The sequence below is a fragment of the Streptomyces sp. NPDC048566 genome, assembly GCF_043199735.1.
GTDB lineage: Bacteria > Actinomycetota > Actinomycetes > Streptomycetales > Streptomycetaceae > Streptomyces.
The window spans coordinates 1-20328 of sequence record NZ_JBICWL010000031.1; the positions used below are offsets into that span (position 1 = coordinate 1).

Sequence of the window (20328 nt, forward strand, 5' to 3'; positions counted from 1 at the left end):
CGAACGCGAAGTCCTCACCCGCTTCAAGGCGGGCCGTCTGGAGCGGGGAGAGGCCGTCCGGATGCTCACCGCCCTGATGTCCGCCGGCCCGCCCGTCGGGGGAAGCCCCTCTCGGCCGCTGCCCGGCGCCCGGCAGCCCGTTCCTGCCGGTGCCGTTCTCACGGGCGCCCGACATCCGGCCGTCGGCGCCGGGGAGAGCACTTCACCCGGCGCCGCGCCTGCCGAGGCGGCGGGGGAGGTGGCGTGGGGGCAGGCGCTGTCGGCGGTGCCTGCCCCGACGACAAGGACGTTTCCCGGTGGCGGCACGAGCCTCGCGCCCGGCCACGTGGAGCCTCGGCCTTCCGCCGTGGCCCTGCCGACGCCGACCGCCACCGATGACCCGCGGCCGGTCACCGGGCCCGGTGACGGAGTCGGCCAAGGCGCCGACGCCATGCATGACCGGTACGCCGTGGTGGGCCTCGCGGGGCGCTATCCGGGAGCGGCCGACCTGAACGCCTACTGGCACACCGTGCGGGAGGGCCGGGACGCCTCGTCGGCCGGCCCGGTCGACCGGCCGGGCGGGACGGTCCTGTTGCCGGGCCGACGCGGTCATCTCCTGCCCGCCGTCGCCGAGTTCGACGCGGACTTCTTCGGAATGGACCCCGCAGAGGCGGCTCTGACGGATCCTCAGGCCAGGCTGTTCCAGGAGACCGTCTGGGAGGCCCTGGAGGATGCCGGGTGCACCGGTTCCCGGCTCGACGCCCTGACCGGGCCCGACGGCCGCTCCCGCGCGGTGGGGGTCTTCGTGGGCGTCGAATCCGCCGACTACGCGTTGCTGGCCGCCGAGGGCTGGGCGCGGGGGCTGCGGCGGATGCCGGCAAGCGGCCACGGCGACCTGGCGGCCGGTCTGGCGGCGCGACTGCGTCTCAGCGGTCCCGCCCAGGCGGTGGACAGCGGCGGCGCCTCCGCTCTCACGGCCGTCCACCTCGCCGTCGCCGCGCTGCGCCGCGGGGAGTGCGCGGCGGCCGTGGCCGGCGGCGTCGAACTGCTGCTGCATCCCTCGCGCGCCCGGGAAGGGGCGGGAGAGGGCATCGGCGCGGTGGTGCTCAAGCCACTCGCCGCAGCTCTCGCCGACGGCGACCAGGTGCACGCCGTTCTGCGGCGGACCGGCTCCGGACGGCCTGCGCGCTCCACCGGTCCCGCGCCGGACGCGACGCGCGGCGCGCATCCGACAGGCCCCCCGCCCACCGGACCCCGCCCCGCGACCGGGGCCGGAACCGTGCCCGAAGCGGACGACGCAGCCGCGGGCGAGGTGCCGGCCACCGCCCCGGTGCTTCGGGAGACCTACGAGACGACGACTCGCCGCGTGGGAGACGCCGGGGCGGCCACCGGCATGGCCGCCCTGACCGCAGCCGTCCTCCAACTGCGCAGCGGCACCATCGCGCCCACCACCGCACCCGGCGTGTCGGTCCCCTGGAACGGCCCGCGCGACACGCACGGGCAGGCGCTGCCCCGAACGGCCGTCGTCGAACTCACGGCACGTCAAGGCCGCTGCGAAACAGTCGAGTTGGAGGAGTACCTGCCCCCGGACGGTGTTCGGGACATCGCCCCGCGCGCGGTCGACGCCCCGTCCGGGGTGCCCACCGAACTGGTGCTGCTCTCGGCACCCACCCCGGACCACCTGACCGCGCTGGCCGCCCGCCTCGCCCGGTGGCTTGCCCCGGCCGCCGCCGAGAACGCCACCGGTGACACCGCTCCGCACCACCCGACCTCGGCCTTCCACGAGGCCGGCGATCTCGACCCGCCCGACGTGCCCACCTCGGACACCTCCGACACACCGTCGGACGGCACCGAGACCGGGAACACCCCGACCCGGCGCACGAGCACGGTGCAGGACGCAGCCGCGGCTCCGCCGAGCCTCGACGCACTGGCCCGGACCCTTCGCACGGGACGGGCGGCCCTTCCCTGCCGGCTCGCGCTCACCGTCAGCGACCTCGCCGGGCTGCACGGCGACCTCACCGCATTCGCCGCTGCCCCCCACGCCGTGCCCGACCGCCGTTTCCGGCAGGCCGATCTGCGGTCGGGGCCGAGTGATCCGCACGGACTCGCCGAGGCACCGGAGACCGAGGCGTATCTCGGCGCGCTGTGGCGTGGCGGGCGCCTCGACCAACTCGCCGGCCTGTGGCTGTCCGGCGTGTCGATCGACTGGGCCGCCATCGAACGGCGGAGCGGCGCCGGCGCCATGGTGGTACCACTTCCCGCCTCGGTCTTCCTGCGCCGTCCGCTGTGGCTTGACGACGAGCCCTTCACCGATGCGCCGGAACGCGCCTCCGGCCCGGCGGGCCCGACGGGGGAGTGCACCTGATGATGCCCGCAGCCCTTCGCCGGGATCACCCGGCCGCCCACGGCGAGCCGGACCGGCCGCCCGCGGTCAAACTGTGGTTCTGCACGAACGAGGAACTCGTCGCGGACTTCGCCCACATCCTGGCCGGCGCCTGGCTGGACGCACCCGAACGCGAGCTGGCCGAGCGGTTCCTCTTCGAGCGCGACCGCCACCAGTACGTCATCGCCCACGTCCTGGTGCGCCGGGTACTGGCACTGGAGACCGGTGTACCGGAGTCGGAGGCCGTGATCTGGCGGTCGCCCCGGGGCCGCCCCTTCTTCCGCAAGCCTCCCGAGGGAGTGCTGCGGGGCGGCAGGAAGCTCGACTTCAACCTCTCGCACACCCACGGGCACAACCTGCTCGGCCTGGTGCGGCGGCACCGGATCGGCGTCGACGTCGAGCGCCTGGACCGCGGGGAACGCGGCCTGAACACCGTCGTGGAGACCTTCGCTCCGCAGGAACAGCGGTGGGTGGCGATGGCGCCCGAGGGGCGCCCGCAGGATCGCCGGGTGCTGCGGCTGTGGACGCTCAAGGAGGCCTACTCCAAGGCACGCGGTCTGGGCCTCGGGCTGCCCTTCGACTCGTTCGCCTTCGAACTCGCCGAGGACCACGGCGTTCTCGGCTTCCGGCCACCCGAGGACGACCGGGAGGGCGTCCCGCGCTGGCGGTTCCTCGAACTGGAGCCCGCCCCCGACGTGCTGGCCGCCGTGGCCGTCATCGTCGACCCCGGCGCGCCGGCCGTACTCCAACTGCACCACGGTTTCCCCTGGAGCCGCGGCGTGCCCCAGCTGATCGCACTCCCCGATCCCGCACCGATCCTGCCCTGAGCGACCGGCCCTCCCGCCCGCGTTCCACCCGGTGCCCGCGCCGTCGTCACCGGACGCGGCCACCGTCGCCGTACGACCGCACCATGAGACCGGGCCGCTCCGCCCGGCACACCGACGAGGGTCCGCAACAAGACCCGACGGCCGGACGCCGCACACCCCGCGGCGTCCGGCGCGCACCCCTTCTCCCACGAAGACACAAGGAGGCCCCATGCCGTCGACCGGCACCCCCACCCACGAAAGCGGCCAGCGCCCGCCCAGGACGGCGGTGGCACACCGTCTGCTCATGTGCCGCCCGCGGTACTTCGACGTCACCTACAGCATCAACCCGTGGATGAACCCCGAGAAGCCCACCGACACCGCGACGGCCCTCCTGCAATGGGAGCACCTCCGGGAGCTGTATGTGTCCCTCGGACACACCGTGGAGGTCATCGAACCCGTCCCCGGCCTCCCGGACATGGTGTTCGCCGCCAACGGGGCCACGGTGGTCGACGGCAAGGTCCTCGGCGCTCGCTTCCGGCACCGGGAGCGCACCGCGGAGGGGCCGGCCTACCTGGAGTGGTTCGCCCGCAATGGATTCGACGAACTGCTCTGGCCCGAGCACATCAACGAGGGCGAGGGCGACTACCTCCGCGTGGGACGCCGCATCCTGGCCGGCACCGGCTTCCGCACCGACCCGCGTTCCCACGCCGAGGCGCAGGAGTTCTTCGGCCTGCCCGTCACGAGCCTGACGCTGACCAACCCCAACTTCTACCACCTGGACACCGCGCTCGCGGTCCTGTCCCCGGACGAGATCATGTACTACCCGGCCGCGTTCACCGAGGGCAGCCGCTCCGTGCTGCGGGAGTTGTTCCCCGACGCCGTCATCGCCTCGTCCGAGGACGCGGCGGTCTTCGGGCTGAACGCCTTCAGCGACGGGCTCAACGTGCTGCTGCCGCAGGCCGCCACCGGTCTCATCGGGCAGCTGAAGGAGCGCGGTTTCCGCCCCGTCGGCGTGTCGCTGGGCGAGCTGCTCAAGGCAGGCGGCAGCGTCAAGTGCTGCACGCTGGCGCTGAGCTGACCTGACCTGAGTGCGCACGCAGGGCTGCCCACAGTCGGGCCGGCGCCGACACGCCGGCCCGACCGCAGCCCGGGTGCGCGGGCCGGGAAGACGCCACGTCGGCTGGTCCACGCACACCTGCTCGGCTTCAGCGTGACGCCTTGCCGGTCGGCTGCCGAAGGCCGACAAGCCGACCGCCGGGAATGCCACGTGGCTGTACTCGGCATCGATCGCCTCAAGCGCCACCGTGCGGTCGCCGTTCGCCAAGACTGGTTGGCGGTCCTCTACGAGGGGTTCGTGCCGGTGCCGGTGCCGGTCCCGGACGAATGGCGGTGGCCGGCCGCGGATTCGCCCTCTTCGACCACCTTGTAACCGGGGACGGAGGGCCAGCGAACCGTCAGAACCACGGACGCTTCCTCCGCGAACCACGAGTGATCGACGCCGCGGCCCCACACCACGTAGTCCCCCTGCTCGGTGAGGAGAACCGTGCGCTCGGGCAGGTCCACTCGGAAGCGCCCGCTGATGAGGACGAGCAGGGCGGTGCGCTCTTCGCCGGTCACCCACTGAGCCCGCTCATCGCCTTGCGGGTGGACGCCCCACTTGATCTCCACGTCCTCGCTGTGGCGAGGATCGGAGGTGTCCACGAAGTGTCCCAGCAACCATCCCCGGTCCAGCGCCGCGTCCCTGCCGGCGTTGCCCACATACACGCTGTCGGTCATGGCTCAGGAAGGTAGTCCTTATCGGAGGGCCCGTTGTTCCCCCAGCGGTTCCAGAGTGTGTGGTGCCAGTCATCGGCATCCGGTCCGGGGGGTGCGATCGCCGGTACCGGGCCTGGACTGGTCTCGATCAGGTGCAGCAGCGACCAGGCGACGCCGTAGCAGTCGTCGGGGCCGAAGCAGGCACCCAGGGCCCGCGCCTCGTCGCGTGTGACGGGAGCGGCTATGGCGTCGAGTTGTTCGACTCGCCGGTCGATCTCCTCCTCGTCGGCGTCCCCGTCAGGGAGGCGGCCATCGCCGACGAACGTCTGAACCTCGGGTCTCATCTCCGCATGATCGACCGCTGTGACCGATCTGAGCAAGGCGCGAAGCCGCAGGTCCGGCGAGAGCTGTCTCGGCCTGTTCCGGACGCGGCCGCGCGACGTCCGCAAGGCGGAGACCGACGCCAGGAAGAGGTCCGCGGTCAGCGGCCCATTCGGCGCTGCTTGTCGAACCGCAGCAGCACCCGGACCAGACGCCACATCCCGGCCGTCGCTCCCAGCAGGGCACCCCCCACCAGGACGACCCTTCTCGCCGGACCAGAGATGCCGAAGGCCAGCGCGATCGCCGGCGCGACGGCGAAGACCGACGCGGCCAGTGCGGCGGCCGTCACCAACGCGAAACCGATCTCCACGGTCATGGCGTCCTTTTCCCACCGCGACTCACGCCCCATGTCCATGCTGCGATCTTCGCATCGCGGTCAGGCGGTGACACCTGACCGGACAACCTGGCTCTCACGCGCGGATGAGTACGTGCCGGGGGAGATCAGGGGCAACGGTCATACCCGGCGCGGAGGCCCGCGGTCCTCTTGCAGGACCGCGGGAATCATCACTGCGAGCGTCCCTCCACGGCCGGGGATGGACTGCTGCCGGCCTCGGCGGTCGTGATCCGAGCTGGCTCGGAGCACATTTGATGTGCCGTCAGAGACGTCGCTTCCCTGAGGTACCCGCCGGACGGGGGCGACGATCCCCTGGGGCGTGTGCAGGCTACGAGCCGCCCCGCCCGACCGCCTCGCCCCGGCCCGAGCACGTCGTCAGACGGGTTTCATGAGACTCCTACGTCAGGACGGCCAGGTCAACGCCGCGACGATGTCGCCGAGTTCGCGGGAGTGGACCGTCAGCGACCGGGCGTCCACCGCGGCTGTGTCCAGGACGTGCAGGACGGCGCGCAGTGTGTCGGTGCCCGCCTCCCCGTCGAGTTGGAGGGTGAGCGAGCCGGGGTCGGTCCGCAGGCCGCCGGGTGCCTGCCCCGGCCCGGCGGCGAAGGCCGCCCTGGCGCGTTCCAGGGTCGCCTCGTCGGCGAACCGCAGCCTCACGACACCCTCCGGCGGCCGTTCGTCCACGCGCATCGCCCACGCTCCGGCACTCCAGGGACCGGGCGCCGGCGTGCCGGACCCCGACCGGAGGCCCGGCCGTCCGGGCGGCACGTCCTCGCCCTCCGGCCACCCGGGCAGCGCGCTCTCATGCGCCGGTCGCGTGGCGGGCGACGGCACGAGGCGCAGGGCCGCGGGGGCGACCGGCTTCGGCACGGGCAGCACGGGCGGCACTGGCGGCGCGCACGGCGGCGCGTCGTCGGCGCGTTGGAGGCCGCTGCCGGTGCCACCGCCGGCGCGAGCGGCCTCGCCGCGGCGGTCGCCGTACGGGGCCAGGCCGGCGTCCCACCCGTCCCTGTCGTCGAGGACGTCCGTGACGGCGCGTTCCGCCCGGCCCCGGAAGTCGCCGTAGGGGTCCCCTCTGCCGTCGCCGCCCCCGTCGTCGCCGACCGGGTAGGCCGTGCCGCGGGCGGGCCCGTGCGGGGCGGGTGATGTCAGAGGGGTCCCGGTCTCCGCGAGCGCGCCGAGCAGGACGCACCTGGCCTCGGGGGACAGCGAGAGGACCAGGCGGCGCGCCAGCGTCCGGGACGCCTCGTCGCCGGATTCCGCGGCGACGGCCAGTTCGGCGGCGGCGAGCGGGGTGAGGCCGGGGGCGGGCGCCGTGTCCCGGGGCCCGGCCGGGTGCGGGACGGGGGCGTTTGCCGGCGGCCGTACGGAGTGCCGCACGTGCGCCTCGGGCGCCGGGCCCGGGAGGAGGGCGTCGGCCCGAGCAGGGGCCAGGGAACCGGTCGTCACGGGCACTTCCTCGCCTTCGCTCGCGTGTCGTGTTCGACCGAACGGGTCGGACGGGCCGGCCCGGCGTGTCTCCTGCCGGGACTCCCCGCGCCGCCCGGTCGCTGGTGCGTGCGGTACCGCCGCCGCGCGTTCACGGCCGCGACTCCGCCTCGTCCGGGTCCGCGACGACGAGGGTTCCGCTGCGGTCGGCGTCGAACATCTGGAGCAGCACCGCGTGCGGCACCCGGCCGTCGACGACCCGGGCGGACCCCACACCGCCGCGCACGGCCTCCAGGCAGCCCGTCATCTTGGGCAGCATGCCCTCGCTCAGCTCCGGCAGGAGCTTCTCCAGTTCTCCCGCCGTCAGCCGTTCGATGACCTCCTCGCTGTGCGGCCATCCCGCGTAGAGGCCCGCGACGTCGGTCAGCAGGACGAGGGAGTCGGCGCCGAGCGCGGTCGCGAGCGCGGCGGCGACGGTGTCGGCGTTGACGTTGAGCGCCAGACCGTCCTCGGCGCTGCGGGCGAGCGGGGAGACGACGGGGACGAGCCCGTCGGCCAGCAGTCGTTCCACCAGACGGGTGTCGACGGCCTTGATGTCGCCCACCCGGCCGATGTCCACCGGTTCGCCCTCGATCCAGGGCACATGGCGCTCGGCGACGAGTGTGCCGGCGTCCTCGCCGGTGAGCCCGACCGCCAGCGGGCCGAACCGGTTCATCAGGCCGACCAGTTCACGCTGCACCCGGCCGGCGAGCACCATCCGGACCACCTCCAGCGCGGCCGGTGAGGTGACCCGCAGACCGGCGCGGAACTCGCGCTCCAGTCCGCGCCGGGCGAGCTCGGCGTCGATCTGCGGACCGCCTCCGTGGACCACGACCGGCCGCAGCCCGGCGCAGCGGAGGAAGGCGATGTCACGGGCGAAGGCCGCCGTCAGGCCGCCGTCCACCATGGCGTGGCCGCCGAGCTTGACGACGACGGTGCGCCCCTGGTGGCGGGCGAGCCACGGCAGGGCCTCCGAGACCGCGTGGGCCTGGGCCAGGACGGCTTCCGCGGGCGAGGTCACGAAAACCTCCTGGGCCGGAGGGAGGGACCGCCGGCCGGGCGGATGGCGCTCATGGGCACGACTCCTTCTGTGCGGGACCCGGTCCGCGGAGCGAGGCCGGGTGAGCGGTGGACCGATGCGTGGGGACGGTGGGCGGCGACGTGGCGGCACCGGACGGTGCCCGCCGTGCGGACGCCGGCCCGAGCCGTGCGGAGACGGCGCCCGATGCGGGGTGTCCGCACACACGCCGTCCCCGGTGGCTTGCGCCGGGGATCCGTGGAGGCGCGTGGGCGGAAAAGCCGTCGGCGGACGCCGGATTCCTCTCGAACGGCTCTCCGGAATCCGGGGTATTCCCACGGGTGTTTGCGTGGAAGCGGATTTCCCGAGGAAAGGGTGCGCCGGTCGATGGAGGAAAGAGGAAAGGTGGAATGCGGTCCGGTGTCGTGCCCGCTCGCCCCGACTCCATGGTGGTGAAGCAGAGTCGTGGAAGGCGTGGACAGTGCATCGGGTGGACGGAAGGCGAGCGCGTACGCGGTCCGATCGCAGGCCGGGGACCGCACGCGAGGGTCGCACGGAGAACGAGGGCCGGGGAAGCGGGCCCGGTGCGTCGACGGCACCGGGTCCGCCGTGCGGGCGTACGGATCAGACGGAGGACGGCGCGGCCTGCACCGGGCAGCCGCGGTCCAGTTCCCGTTCGGTGCGCCCCAGCACGATCGAGTCGGCGATCTCACCGCTGCGCACCGCGATGTTCGACAGCAGTGCCGAGGACAGTCCGTGGGTGTGCTCGGTGCCGCCCTGCAAGTAGACGCCGCAGGTCAGGTCCGAGGCGGGGACGAGCCGGTAGTCGCGCTCCACCTTGTGCCGGCCCGCGGCGTCCCGCTGGAAGTGCCGGTCGAAGTCCCCCAGCAGACCCGCCGGATCCAGGCCGTCGTATCCGGTGGCGAACACCAGGGCGTCCACGGCCGCTTCCTCCGTCCGGTCGTCGAGCAGCGACCGCAGTGCGACCCGTGTCTCGGTCCCCGCGCGCTTGACCTCCGCGACCCGGGTCAGGTTGCGGAAGTGCAGGCGCTTGCTGCCGCGCACCTCCTCGTCGTACAGGCGCTGGTACAGGGACTGGATGACGTCGGCGTCCACCACCGAGTAGTTCGTGTTGCGGTGGTACCGCCAGAAGGCGTCCTGGGCGCGCTCCGCTCCGAAGTAGTAGTCGTCCACGGCCGCCGGGTCGAAGATCTGGTTGGCGAAGGGCGTGTCGTCCGCGACGGAGTATCCGTAGGACGGGATGACCGCCGACACCTGGGCGTGCGGCAGGGCGTCGTGCAGGAACCGGGTGATCTCCGCGGCGCTCTGGCCGGCGCCGACCACCATCACGCTCTTGAGCGTGGCGGGATCGTGCTCGTGGAAGCGGCCGAGGAACTGGGAGCTGTGCCAGACGCGTTCGTCGGCGGTGATCCCCTCCGGCAGTCGCGGCACGAGGCCCGTCGAGATGGCCACGTTGCGCGCGGTGACCCGGCTGACCGTGCCGTCGCCCGTGCGTACCTCGACCTCGACCAGGTCGGGCGCCGGTGCCCCGCCCTCGGTGCCGGGCCGGATCGCGACGACCTCGGCCCCGTAGGTCACCCGGTCGCTCAGGGACCCGGCCGCCCATTCCAGGTACTGGTGGAACTCCTGCCGGGTGGGGAAGAAGTCCTGGTTGTTCACGAACTGCACGAGCCGGTTCGCGGAGTGCAGATACGAGATGAAACTGAACCGCGACATGGGATTCCTGAAGGTCGCGAGATCCTTCAGGAAGGAGATCTGCATGGTCGTCGACGGCAGCAGCATGTTCCGGTGCCAGCCGAACGTGGGCTGCCGCTCGAAGAAGTGGGACGTGACCGGATGCTCGGGAGCGCTGGCCCCGTGCTCCTCCAAGGCGATCGCGAGCGACAGGTTGGACGGGCCGAACCCGATTCCGACCACGTCGTAGATCTCCTGGCTGCGCCTGCCCGTTATGCCCATAGAAAACTCTCCCGCTGTGCGTCTGGAAAACTCGGCCGTCGGCCCGAGAGACCGTTCTGCAGTGGTGCTCAGCGGAGCGTCTCAAAGGCAACTCGAAGATGGCATGAAGGGCGATCGAGAAGGTCACTTCGGCGACGGCGCCGGGAAAGCGTTGTCCTGCCGGCGGGACGGCGATATGGTCGGCGCGGATTTTCCGGATCTCCGCGCGACACCGCCGATGGAGCAGGTGCCCGGAGCAATGCGACCAGCGCGCCGTTCGATCGGTCCTGCCCGATTCGGAGCCGTGCTCCGCGCCGCCGTCGCGTCCCGCATCTCTTACCGAAAGGGTGAATCCGCATGTTCGTGCCCAAGTTCTACCGCGAACCGGACAGTTCGTGGATGGTGGACCTGATCCGTGCCAACCCCCTGGCCCTCGCGGTCTCCAACGGACGCCCCGAGGACGGTCCGTTCGCCACCCATCTGCCGGTCATCTTCGACCCGGAGTCCTCCGGCGACTGGACCGGCGACCTCCCCGGAGCGACCCTCCTCGGGCACCTGAATCGCGCGAATCCGCACTGGACGGCGCTGGAGTCGGGCAGCGTGCTGCTGCTGACGTTCACCGGCCCGCACTCCTACGTCTCGCCGACCGTCTACGACATCTCGCCGGCGGCGCCGACCTGGAACTTCACCGCCGTGCACGTGCGGGGAGTGATCGAGAAGATCGACTCGGTCGAGGAGACCCTCGGCGTCGTGGAGTCGACGGTGCGGGCCTTCGAGGGGAGGTTCGGCGACGGGTGGGACATGACCGCCTCCCTCGGCTACTTCCGCAAGATCGTGCCCGCCGTGGGCGCCTTCCGGTTCACGGTCACCGGGGCCGAGGGCATGTTCAAGCTCAGCCAGGAGCAGTCGGGTGAGGTCCGGGAGCGGGTCAGGGACTCTTTCGGGCAGAGCGCGTGCGCGTACAAGCGCGAGACCGCCGGTCTGATGAACCGGCTGCCCTGACGGGACTCGGAGCGGCCCGGCGTGCCGTCGGCGTCCTCAGGCGCCGACGGCCACCGCCCGCATCCGGCCGTGCCCGCCACCGGCGACGGGCACGGCCGCCCCGGTGGCGCCGGACTGCGGGACGGCCGCCGTGCGGGTCCGGGCCGGTCCCGAAGCGGCGGTCGCAGCCGGGCCGGCGGGGGTTTGCGGGGCGTGGCCGGGTCCGCCGGAGTCCTCCAGTGCGTGCGCGGCCGCGCTGTCCAGGGCCGCCGTCACCCACTGCTCGAAGTCGACGCCCAGGCGTTCGGCGGCCTGATGCCACCACTGGAGGCGGCTGCCGGGCAGGTCCAGCCGCTCGTTCGGCTCGGCCTCCGCGGCAGCCGGCCGCGGCTCGCCGCGGCGGGCGGCCCGCAGGGCGTTGCGCAGCTGCTTGGTGGTCCACTGCTGTAGCTCGGCCCGGTCCAGCCAGCGGTCCTGTTCGTCGACCGGCATCGAGGCCAGTTCGGCGTGGTGCTGGAAGCTCAGCGCCGGGCGGCGCCGGGCGAGGGGGAAACGCCGCGACACCCAGGCGTAGTTGCGCAGGGTCTGGTACGACAGGCCCACGGCGCGTATCCCGCGCTGGTAGCGGTCCGTGTAGTGGTCCTTGCCGTAGACGAGCCAGTCGCCCAGCCACCACGAGGACGAGTCGAGGACGTCGGCGAGCTGGCGTCCGGCCCGCTCCCACTCGTCGTACGCCATCAGGGCCGGCATCTGCAGACCCACGCGGGTGGTGAGTACCTGGCCCCGGCGCGGACCCGCCTCGTCGGCTCGTGGCTGCCGGCTTCCCGGCGGCGCTGGAGTGGACGCCGGGCCGCCACCCGACCCCGCGGTTCGACCGGCCTGACCTTCCATCGTGCCTCCAGAAGTAGATGGTGCGCAGAATCGGCGAGAACTGTTCCAGCGCGGGCTGGAGACGAAGCGGAGTGGTACTGGACCTGCCGCGGGGGAGGGGCGTGCCGCGCGGAGCGCTCCGACGGCGGTACCCGCACCGGGGCACCGCGCGGCACGGTCACCGGGGCGGGGGTGGTGCTCCCGTCCGGCGGGACGCACCACCCGGCCGGCGGCACCTCACCCGGTGGACGAGTCTCCGCAGAACTCGGCGTCCAGCAGGGGCAGGACGGTCTCCGCACCCCAGTTGGCGTTGTAGTTGAAGGTGAACCGGTGGCTGCCGTCCTCGCTGAGCGCGGTCAGCGAGAGCCACCCCACGGCGCCTCCGTCGTGGTACCAGAGGGTGGTGCCGCAGCCGAGGGTGAGCCGCTCGATGCCCAGTCCGTACGAGGAGCCGGGGAAGTCGGGGTTGTCGACCGTCGTCGTGAGTTCCCGGAGCTGCCGCGGCGGCAGCAGCCGGCCCTTCAGCAGGGCGCCGAAGAAGCGGTTCAGATCCCCGGCGCTGGAGATGATGTCGCCGTTGCCCCAGCTCTGCGAGCCGTTCACCGCCGTCACGTCGTCGATCCGCTCCGGCTGGTCGGCGAACAGCCTGGAGTAGGCGCGGCTGCTCGGTCCGGGCAGCCCCGTCCGCTCGCCGGGGTTCGACGTGGCGTCGAGACCCAGCGGCTTGATGATGCGCCGGCGCACCTCGTCCTCGTACGTCCTGCCGCCGACCTTCTCGACGACGAGCGCGGCCAGGACGTCGTTGGTGTTGGAGAACCAGTGGCGTTCACCCGGCTGGAAGGGCGGCTGGTGGGCCAGGGCGACCCGTACGCGCGCCTCGGGCGTCAGGGTGTCGTAGCGGTGGGTCAGGTAGCCGTCGCCTGCCAGGTAGGTCTGGCCGTACCGCGCGTCGGATACGTAGTCGAACAGGCCGCTGGTGTGGTTGAGGAGCTGCCGCACGGTGATCGCACGGCCGTCGTTGCCGTTGCCGCTCACCAGTCCCGGCAGGTAGTGGTCCACGGTGTCGTCGAGGCTGAGCCGGTGTTCGGCCTCCATCTGGAGGAGGACCGTCGCCACGAAGGTGTCGGTGATGTTCCCGACGCGGAAGCGGTCGTTCTTGCCGCGCGGCGCGCCCGTCCTGCGGTCCCCGACACCGGAAGCCGCCTTCCACACGCCGCCCGTGTCCCGCGCCTCGGCGGTAACCCCGGGAACACCCGCGGCGACGGCCGCCTCGATCGCCTCCCGGGTGGCCTGGTGGGAGGAGGGAGCGGCGTGGCGGGCCGCCTGGGCGGGGGCGCTGAAGGCGGTCGCCGTCAGCGCGAGGGCGGCCACGCCGACCGCGGCGGCCCGGGATCTCTTGCGTATCGTCATGTTCTCGCTCCTGGGAGTCGTCCGCACGGACCGTCGCCGCACGAAGTGGGTGGGGCGCCGCTTCTACGCGGCGCCAAAGTGGTCCGGGGCAGGGGAGCCGGACCGCCGGACGGCGGCCCCGTCGAGGGCCGCGGTGGCGTCCAGCCGGATCTGCCGCAACAGCGCCGAGGGGTCGCCGTCGAAGTGGAAGTGACCGCCGTCGAAGACCCGCAGGCCCAGGAAGCGGTCCGAGTGCCGCGCCCAGCCCGCCATCCGGGCGGGCGGCGCGGAGAGATCGGTGCCGCCCGCGTAGGCGGACAGCGCCACGGGCAGCGGACCGGCGTCCGCCGCCGGCCGCCAGGTCTCCACCAGACGCAGGTCGCATCGGACGAGCGGCGCGAACAGGGCCCACAGGTCCGGGTCGTCGAGGACCGCGCCGGGCGTGCCTCCGAGGTGCCGCAGCCGGAACCGCAGTTCCTCGTCGGACAGCGTGTGCAGGGTCCGGCCGAGACCGGCGAACTGCGGCGCGGGCCGTGCCGAGATCCCGGCCCACACCGGCAGGGGCAGACGCCGGGCGACGATCCGCCGGGTGACCTCGTACGCCAGCAGGCCGCCCATGCTGTGCCCGAACAGGGCGTAGGGAGCGGTCAGTTCCCGCTCGATGTCGGCCAACAGCCGGTCGGCGAGCTTTCCGGCGTCGGTGATCCGCGGCTGGTCGAGCAGCATGCCGTGACCGGGAGCGTCGAGCAGTCGCACGTCCCAGGAGCGGGGCAGGCCCGCAGGCCACCGGCGGTACGACAGATGGGAGCCGCCCGCGTGGTGCAGGACGAACAGGCGCAGGACTGGTGGTGTGCCGGCCATCGTTCTCCCCCTCGGATCAAGCCACGTTCCGGGACCATAGAACGGGGCGCGCCCGTGGTGGCGCGGGCACGGTGCCACCTCCGCCGCGACTGTGGCGGCTCTTGAGCGGCCTTCAGGCACCCGGCCGCGGACCCGCCCCGCGGGCGGGCCGTCCGTCGGAGGCGCGGGCCGCCGGACGGTCGCTTCCGCCTCGTACGGGACGGGCGGGAGCGGGCCTCGTTCGCGGGCGGCCCGCTCCCCGCGGCCGGCTCCCGGTCCGCGGCGCCAAGCCTCGGGCGGCGGGCCCGCCCGACACCGGAGGGTCCGGGGCCGTGAGTCGGCTCGGCGGCCCGGCGGCGGTGTCGGGCGGCCCGCCCACCGGGCGGAGAGGTACGTGCCGACGCGGTGGGTCGCTTGTCCGTGCGAACGGGACGGGTGTCGGCGTTGCTGCTCGACCCGCACTCCACCGGCCCCCCATACCGGCTCGCTAGCGTGGCCGTGTTGGCGCCAGCGACGCGGTCGGCCGGGCTCGCATCACCACCGCGACTCCACCCACGAGGCCCGAGGTCGCGCCCCATCGCTCTCATCCGAGCGGACGGCGGGCAGGCCCGGCCACCGCACTTTTCCCGCTCCAGCACGGCGAGGCAGACGATCTCGCAACCGCGCACGTCACGGTCCGGAGGCAGCGCCCCGGACCGGGCCGCTCCCGAGTCCGACCGAGCGCCCCGCGACGCCGTGGTGCCCGATCGGCGGATCCGCGCCCAGGACAGTGAAGTCCGGCGAAGGGACGAACCGGTGAACGACGACTGCGCAGAGACCGACCGGCCGGCGCGCCACAACCACGGCCCCGGCCACCTCCGCGGCGCGGCTCAGGCCGTTGCCCCGCCGCTCCAGCTCGCGGGGGCCGACGACGACGCGGCGACCGCGCGCGACACGCACATCATCCGCGGCATCGACTGAGTTCGGCTCCCCGTGGCGACAAGGGCACCTCGACCGGCACCCCGGTCGAGGTGCCCTTGTCGTGTCTCCCGGTGGGACGCCGGGACGGGGGCGGGGGGACGGGTGGACGGGACCCGCGACCGTGCGTTGCCGGCGCGGAGTGCCGCGAGCCGGTGTCCGGTACCGGGTGCCGGAGGGCGCCGGCGGCCCTCGCGCGGTGGTGGTCGCGAGTCGCGCTCACCCCGTCGTCCAGTCGCGCTGAACCCGCCCTCCACCAGGACTCCGGCCGCCTCGCCCCGGCGCGGACGGCCGGGCATCGTGGCACACCGACCGGCTCCGGTACAGGGCGGACGGGCAGGCCGGGCGCCCGCCGTCGGCGGCGGTCCGGCGACCCTTGTTCCGCCGTCCGGACGGTCTCTACGGTGATGGGGCAGCGCCGGGGTCGCCTCCGACGCCGGGTGTCCCACCCCCGACAGGACCGCCGAGTGTCCCGTCGGCAGGACAGCCCCACGTCCCGTCGACGGGACGGCCCGAACGGCGAACCCCCGCCCGGTGCACCCGCACCCGGTCCGGCGCAGCACATCCCAGTCACCTCATGACGGTTAGGACGGTGCCAGGTGAGCACGAACCCCTTCGACGACGAGGACGGCCGCTTCCACGTCGTGGTCAACGACGAGGAGCAGCACTCCCTCTGGCCGGCGTTCGCCGACGTCCCCGCCGGCTGGCGCGTGGTCCACGGCGCGGCCGGTCGCGCCGAGTGCCTGGAGTACGTCGAGCGGAACTGGACCGACCTGCGCCCGCGCAGTCTGCGCGAGGCGATGGCGGCGGACTGAGGTCCACACCCCGGCCTTGTGTCTGACGAACCGTCACTTACGGGGGGCGGGCGGGACACGGGCCGTACGGGTCTGCCGGCCCGCGCCGCCGCCGAGTACGCGTGCCGGCGGTCCGGGCCGGCGGACACCACGACGACGAACACCGTCCGGCCGCTCGGCCGGGGGACCGGGGACCGGTCCACACCCAGGGCAAGCACTGTGAGTTGGGAGATGAGGGCTGTGACGGGCGCTGTGAGTACGGCGAGCAGGCACAAGACGAGGCCGCACGCGGCGGGGGAGCCGTCCCGGTGCGACGGGGTCCTGTCCTTCGTGGGGGCGCACGCCACGGTGCAGAAGTCGGGAATGGTCTTCCCGCAGAACCTCTCGGAGCGGTCCTGGGAGCAGATCGGCACCAATCTGCGGGAGTTCGTGAACTCCTCCGCCTGGTGGCTCGCCGACTGGCTGATCTACGGCGAGACCACCTACGGCTGGCGGCGCTACAAGGAAGCCGTGGAGCGCACCGGGCTCGACTACCAGACCCTGCGCAACTACGCCTGGGTCGCCCGCCGCTTCGAGCAGCACCGCCGGCGCGACGGCCTGAGCTTCGCCCACCATGCGGAGGTGACCCGGCTGTCCCCGCCCGAGCAGGACTACTGGCTGCGCAAGGCGGAGCAGCAGAAGTGGTCGCGCAACGAACTGCGCCGCGCGGTGCGCGCCAGCCTCGCGGTGCAGAACGACGAGGCCGAGCTCCCGGCGGCCGGTGGAGAGAAGAAGGACGCGGCCCCTGCGGGCGGCCCGGCCGACGCGGGGAAGACCGGCGTCACCCGGCTGACCATCGAGCTGCCTGCCCACCGGCTCGAAGACCTCTCCAAGGCCGCCGCCGCGCACGGCCTGTCGGTCGACAAGTGGGTGGCCCGCATGCTCGAGGCCGACGAGCGGCAGAGCGCCTGAGCCCCCCTGCGGACGTCCCGTCCCGCAAGGCCGCACCCCGCCGGGATCGAACGCGAGCGGCCGCCCCTCAGCGCCGGACGAGCATCCGGCGTACGCCCCACAGGACACCTCACACATCGGAGCCAGTTGATGATCCTTCAGGGAAAGCGGGTCGACCTGCCACCCTCACCCGTGGTGCACCGCCGGTTCGAGGACCACGTCCGGGACACGCCCGACGCCGTCGCCGTCGTCCACGCCGGAACACAGGTCACCTATGCCGAACTGGACGTGCGGGCCAACCGCTTCGCCCACTTCCTCGCCGGGCGGGGACACGGCCGCGGCGCGAAGGTCGGCGTCTGCCTCGACTACTCCGTCGACATGGTCGTCGCGATCCTCGGGACGCTGAAGGCCGGCGCGGCCTACGTGCCCTTCGACCCGGCCTACCCCGCCGCCCGCCTCCAACTGCTGCTCGGCCAGGTGCCCGACCTCGCCCTGATCGTCGCCTCGCCCGCCACCGCGGCGATGGTGGAGTCCGCCGGCACCGATGTCGTCGACCTCGACCTGCTGGCCGGCGAGCTCGCCGCGCTCCCGGCCACCCGCCCCGACGTCGAGGTCACCGGCGACGACGTGTGCTACGCGGTGTTCACCTCCGGCTCCACGGGCACCCCCAAGCTCACGGCGGTGCGCCACGAGGGCTGGTTCAACCTCATGAACTGGCTCCAGCTCGAATACGGCCTGCACCGCGGCTCGCACAACCTGGTCGTCAGCGCCTTCGGGTTCGACCTGTCCCAGCGCGCCCTGATGACACCGCTGTTCTGCGGGGCCACCCAGCACCTCATGGACACCCGCAACTTCGACGCCATGCTGACCTACCGCACCCTCGACCGGCACGACATCCGCGTCGTGCACTGCGCGTCCAGCACCCTGTACCTGCTGGTCGACTGGGAGAACGCGCGCGGCGGCGACGCCCTGGCGCGGCTCGACTACATCCTGTTCGGCGGCGAGCCGCTGAAGACCGAGCGCGTCACCCGCTGGGCCCGCCGCGAGGGCAACACCTGCACGCTGCTGCACCAGTACGGGGTCGCCGAGTGCACCGACGTGGCCACCTCCTACGACCTGGCCCACTACCGTCCCGGCGAGCACGACATCGCCCCGGTCGGCCGGCCCGCCCACAACACCGACATCCACCTCCTCGACGACCGGCTCCGCGAGGTCGCGGCGGGGGAGTACGGCGAGATCTGCATCTCTGGGGTGAGCGTGGGCGCCGGCTACCTCAACGGCAGCGGCCCCGAGAACGCGAAGTTCACCACGATCGACGTGGACGGCTCCCCGCGCCGCCTGTACCGCACCGGAGACCGCGGCCGGGTCGACGAGAGCGGTGAACTCGTCGTCGCCGGACGGATGGACGCCCAGGTCAAGGTGCGCGGCATGCGCATCGACCCGACCGACGTCGAGCGCGCGCTGGGCCGGCTGGCCGGCGTGCGGGAGGCCGCCGTCGTCGTCACCCGCAACGACGCGGGCGAGGCCGAACTGAACGCGTTCGTCGTGCCCTCGGGCAAGGACCTCGCCGAGGACGACCTGCGCACCCGCCTGCTGTGGTCCCTGCCGCGGAACATGGTCCCGACGCGGTTCACCAGCATCCTGCGCATTCCGCTGAGCCCGCACGGAAAAGTGGACCGCGCGGCGCTGACCGACATCTGCCGCGAGCGGTCCGCCGCCGGCTCCCCCGTCTAGAGCGGATGCGGCGAATCCTTGTCGACGACCGAGAGGAATGTGATGACCACCGAACGCGTCCGTGCCATCTGGTGCCGGGAACTCGACCGCGACGCCATAGCGGACGACGACGATTTCTTCGCCCTGGGCGGCCAGTCCCTCATCATGGTCCGAATCCAGAGCGCCTTCATCGAGGAAATGGGCGCGGAGGTTCCCATGGACCAGATGTTCCGCAATCCGACGGTGGCGTCGATCGCCGCCTACATCGATTCCACCGGCGCCCTCACCCGGTAGAAGCGGGCATTCCCGCCGCGAGGGGCCCGCGTGTCCCGCCGGCGGGACACACGGAAGCCCCCACCGCACTTGCCGTCGGTCCACCCGCTGACGCACTCCCACCCCGACCCCCGATCCCCTTTATGGGGCGGGTCGGGGGCCGATAACCTCGATCGAGTTCCCGGCGAAGGCTGATACGCGCCCGCCCCTGGGGAACCGTGCATTTCCTTGGTCGTGCTTTCCGGCTGCGGCCGCGTTGTGCCCAAAACTATTCGGTAAGAGAGGCGCCATGTACGACGTGATTGTCATAGGTGCCCGTTGTGCGGGATCGCCGACGGCCATGCTCTTCGCACGGCAGGGCTACCGTGTCCTGCTCCTGGAGAAGGCGCGGTTCCCGCAGGACACCCTGTCCTCCCACTACCTCCATCAGCAGGGCGTGGCGCTGCTGAACCGCTGGGGACTGCTGGACGCGATCCGCGACTCCGGTGCCCAGCCCATCACCCACCAGCGCTACGAGGGCCCCGGCGTGCGCATCGAGGGCTTCTCGCTGCCCATCGACGGCCTGCGCACCACCTACGCCCCCCGCCGCTACGTCCTCGACCCCATCCTCGCGCAGGGCGCCGTCGCGGCCGGCGTCGACTTCCGCGAGGGCTGCGCGGTCAACGACCTGCTGTTCGAGGACGACCGGGTCGTCGGCGTCCGCTACACCACCCCCGGCGGAGCCGAGGCCACCGACCGCGCCCGCCTGGTGGTCGGCGCGGACGGCATGCGCTCGCTGGTGGCGCGCAAGACCGGCGCCCAGAACGTCATCGAGCACCCGCGGATGACGTGCACGTACTACAGCTACTGGGCCGGCGTGCCCGCCGACTTCGAGCTCTACGAGCGTCCCGGACGGTGGATCGGCGTCCTGCCCACCAACGACGACCTCACCCTCCTCATGGCCTACTTCCCGCAGGAGGACTTCGGGCACGTGCGCAAGGCGGTGGAGCCCGCCTACCTCGACGCCTTCCGCACGACCGCGCCCGAGCTGTACGAACGGATGCAGGCCGGCGAGCGGGTCGAGCAGCTCTACGGCACCGGCCACCAGGACAACTACTTCCGCAAGGCGTACGGCCCCGGCTGGGTCCTGGTCGGCGACGCGGTCAACCACAAGGACTCCATCACCGCCCGCGGCATCACCGAGGCGTTCGTGCAGTCGCAGACGCTCACCGACGCCATCGGCGAGAACCTGCACGACGACACCGCGCTCAGGTCGGCGCTGCGCCGCTACGAGAACAGCCTCGGCGACGAGGCCCTCAACCACTACCAGGGCGCCCTCAACGTGGCCGAGCTCAAGCCGGAGGGCCGCACCGAGATGCTGCGCAAGCTGGTCGGCCACCAGGAGCACATCGACCGCTACTTCTCGACGCTGTCGGGGGCGTGCTCCATCGACGACTTCTACAACGACGAACTGCTGACCCTGCTCGACCAGAGCTGACGACCCGCCCCCTGGTTCGCCCGAT

At 72.8% G+C, this 20328-nt stretch carries 19 protein-coding genes; 10 read left to right on the forward strand and 9 right to left on the reverse strand.

Annotated elements, in window-relative coordinates:
- The first annotated feature begins 430 nt into the window (after positions 1 to 430).
- The 3 genes from ACGFS9_RS29355 (at position 431) to ddaH (ending at position 4246) form a co-directional block, all read left to right on the forward strand.
- Entirely contained in the window at positions 431 to 2344 is a 1914-nt protein-coding gene (locus ACGFS9_RS29355) for a polyketide synthase (protein WP_393257255.1), read from the forward strand.
- Positions 2344 to 3189 (forward strand): 4'-phosphopantetheinyl transferase family protein, encoded by an 846-nt coding sequence (locus tag ACGFS9_RS29360; protein ID WP_393257256.1) that lies wholly within the window; start codon positions 2344 to 2346, stop codon positions 3187 to 3189. Before ACGFS9_RS29355 ends, ACGFS9_RS29360 begins: the two co-directional genes overlap by 1 nt.
- Positions 3190 to 3397: 208 nt before the next feature.
- A complete protein-coding gene (gene ddaH, locus ACGFS9_RS29365; RefSeq protein ID WP_393257257.1) occupies positions 3398 to 4246 on the forward strand; it encodes a dimethylargininase in 849 nt (282 codons plus the stop codon).
- 263 nt (positions 4247 to 4509) lie between these two features.
- Here the strand turns inward: ddaH and ACGFS9_RS29370 are convergent, their stop codons facing one another.
- The 6 genes from ACGFS9_RS29370 to ACGFS9_RS29395 all read right to left on the reverse strand — a co-directional run bounded on the left by ACGFS9_RS29370 (position 4510) and on the right by ACGFS9_RS29395 (position 10100).
- Positions 4510 to 4944 carry a signal peptidase I gene (locus tag ACGFS9_RS29370; RefSeq protein WP_393257258.1) on the reverse strand — a complete coding sequence of 145 codons (435 nt, stop codon included), beginning with the start codon at positions 4942 to 4944 and terminating at the stop codon, positions 4510 to 4512.
- Positions 4941 to 5267, reverse strand: a complete 327-nt coding sequence (locus tag ACGFS9_RS29375; RefSeq protein WP_393257259.1) for a hypothetical protein — start codon at positions 5265 to 5267, stop codon at positions 4941 to 4943. The genes ACGFS9_RS29370 and ACGFS9_RS29375 overlap by 4 nt, the downstream gene beginning before the upstream one ends.
- A gap of 137 nt (positions 5268 to 5404) precedes the next feature.
- Positions 5405 to 5659 (reverse strand): DUF6332 family protein, encoded by a 255-nt coding sequence (locus ACGFS9_RS29380; protein ID WP_393257260.1) that lies wholly within the window; start codon positions 5657 to 5659, stop codon positions 5405 to 5407.
- A gap of 381 nt (positions 5660 to 6040) precedes the next feature.
- On the reverse strand, positions 6041 to 7087 hold the full coding sequence (locus ACGFS9_RS29385; RefSeq protein ID WP_393257261.1) for a hypothetical protein: 1047 nt from the start codon (positions 7085 to 7087) through the stop codon (positions 6041 to 6043).
- A gap of 130 nt (positions 7088 to 7217) precedes the next feature.
- The gene (gene argB, locus ACGFS9_RS29390; protein WP_393257262.1) at positions 7218 to 8126 is read right to left on the reverse strand and encodes an acetylglutamate kinase; all 909 of its coding nucleotides are present in this window, start codon (positions 8124 to 8126) and stop codon (positions 7218 to 7220) included.
- A 621-nt stretch (positions 8127 to 8747) separates the two neighbouring features.
- A complete protein-coding gene (locus tag ACGFS9_RS29395; RefSeq protein ID WP_393257263.1) occupies positions 8748 to 10100 on the reverse strand; it encodes a lysine N(6)-hydroxylase/L-ornithine N(5)-oxygenase family protein in 1353 nt (450 codons plus the stop codon).
- A gap of 336 nt (positions 10101 to 10436) precedes the next feature.
- Here ACGFS9_RS29395 and ACGFS9_RS29400 point away from each other — a divergent pair, with 336 nt between their 5' ends.
- A complete protein-coding gene (locus ACGFS9_RS29400) occupies positions 10437 to 11081 on the forward strand; it encodes an FMN-binding negative transcriptional regulator (RefSeq protein WP_393257264.1) in 645 nt (214 codons plus the stop codon).
- Positions 11082 to 11117: 36 nt separating this feature from the next.
- Here the strand turns inward: ACGFS9_RS29400 and ACGFS9_RS29405 are convergent, their stop codons facing one another.
- The 3 genes from ACGFS9_RS29405 to ACGFS9_RS29415 all read right to left on the reverse strand — a co-directional run bounded on the left by ACGFS9_RS29405 (position 11118) and on the right by ACGFS9_RS29415 (position 14180).
- Positions 11118 to 11822, reverse strand: a complete 705-nt coding sequence (locus ACGFS9_RS29405; RefSeq protein ID WP_393257265.1) for an LmbU family transcriptional regulator — start codon at positions 11820 to 11822, stop codon at positions 11118 to 11120.
- A 345-nt stretch (positions 11823 to 12167) separates the two neighbouring features.
- Positions 12168 to 13340, reverse strand: a complete 1173-nt coding sequence (locus ACGFS9_RS29410; protein WP_393257266.1) for a serine hydrolase domain-containing protein — start codon at positions 13338 to 13340, stop codon at positions 12168 to 12170.
- A 63-nt stretch (positions 13341 to 13403) separates the two neighbouring features.
- A complete protein-coding gene (locus ACGFS9_RS29415) occupies positions 13404 to 14180 on the reverse strand; it encodes a thioesterase II family protein (protein WP_393257267.1) in 777 nt (258 codons plus the stop codon).
- A gap of 774 nt (positions 14181 to 14954) precedes the next feature.
- Between ACGFS9_RS29415 and ACGFS9_RS29420 the strand changes: the two genes are divergently transcribed.
- The 6 genes from ACGFS9_RS29420 to ACGFS9_RS29445 all read left to right on the forward strand — a co-directional run bounded on the left by ACGFS9_RS29420 (position 14955) and on the right by ACGFS9_RS29445 (position 20303).
- Positions 14955 to 15119: a hypothetical protein gene (locus ACGFS9_RS29420; RefSeq protein WP_393257268.1), complete on the forward strand. Its 165-nt coding sequence runs from the start codon at positions 14955 to 14957 to the stop codon at positions 15117 to 15119.
- Positions 15120 to 15715: 596 nt separating this feature from the next.
- Entirely contained in the window at positions 15716 to 15931 is a 216-nt protein-coding gene (locus ACGFS9_RS29425) for an MbtH family protein (protein WP_393257269.1), read from the forward strand.
- 219 nt (positions 15932 to 16150) lie between these two features.
- Positions 16151 to 16861 carry an LmbU family transcriptional regulator gene (locus ACGFS9_RS29430; protein WP_393257270.1) on the forward strand — a complete coding sequence of 237 codons (711 nt, stop codon included), beginning with the start codon at positions 16151 to 16153 and terminating at the stop codon, positions 16859 to 16861.
- A 129-nt stretch (positions 16862 to 16990) separates the two neighbouring features.
- Entirely contained in the window at positions 16991 to 18574 is a 1584-nt protein-coding gene (locus ACGFS9_RS29435; RefSeq protein WP_393257271.1) for an amino acid adenylation domain-containing protein, read from the forward strand.
- 42 nt (positions 18575 to 18616) lie between these two features.
- A complete protein-coding gene (locus ACGFS9_RS29440) occupies positions 18617 to 18847 on the forward strand; it encodes an acyl carrier protein (RefSeq protein WP_393257272.1) in 231 nt (76 codons plus the stop codon).
- Between the two features lie 268 nt (positions 18848 to 19115).
- Complete coding sequence (locus ACGFS9_RS29445; protein WP_393257273.1) at positions 19116 to 20303, forward strand: NAD(P)/FAD-dependent oxidoreductase; 1188 nt, start codon at positions 19116 to 19118, stop codon at positions 20301 to 20303.
- Positions 20304 to 20328: the final 25 nt, after the last annotated feature.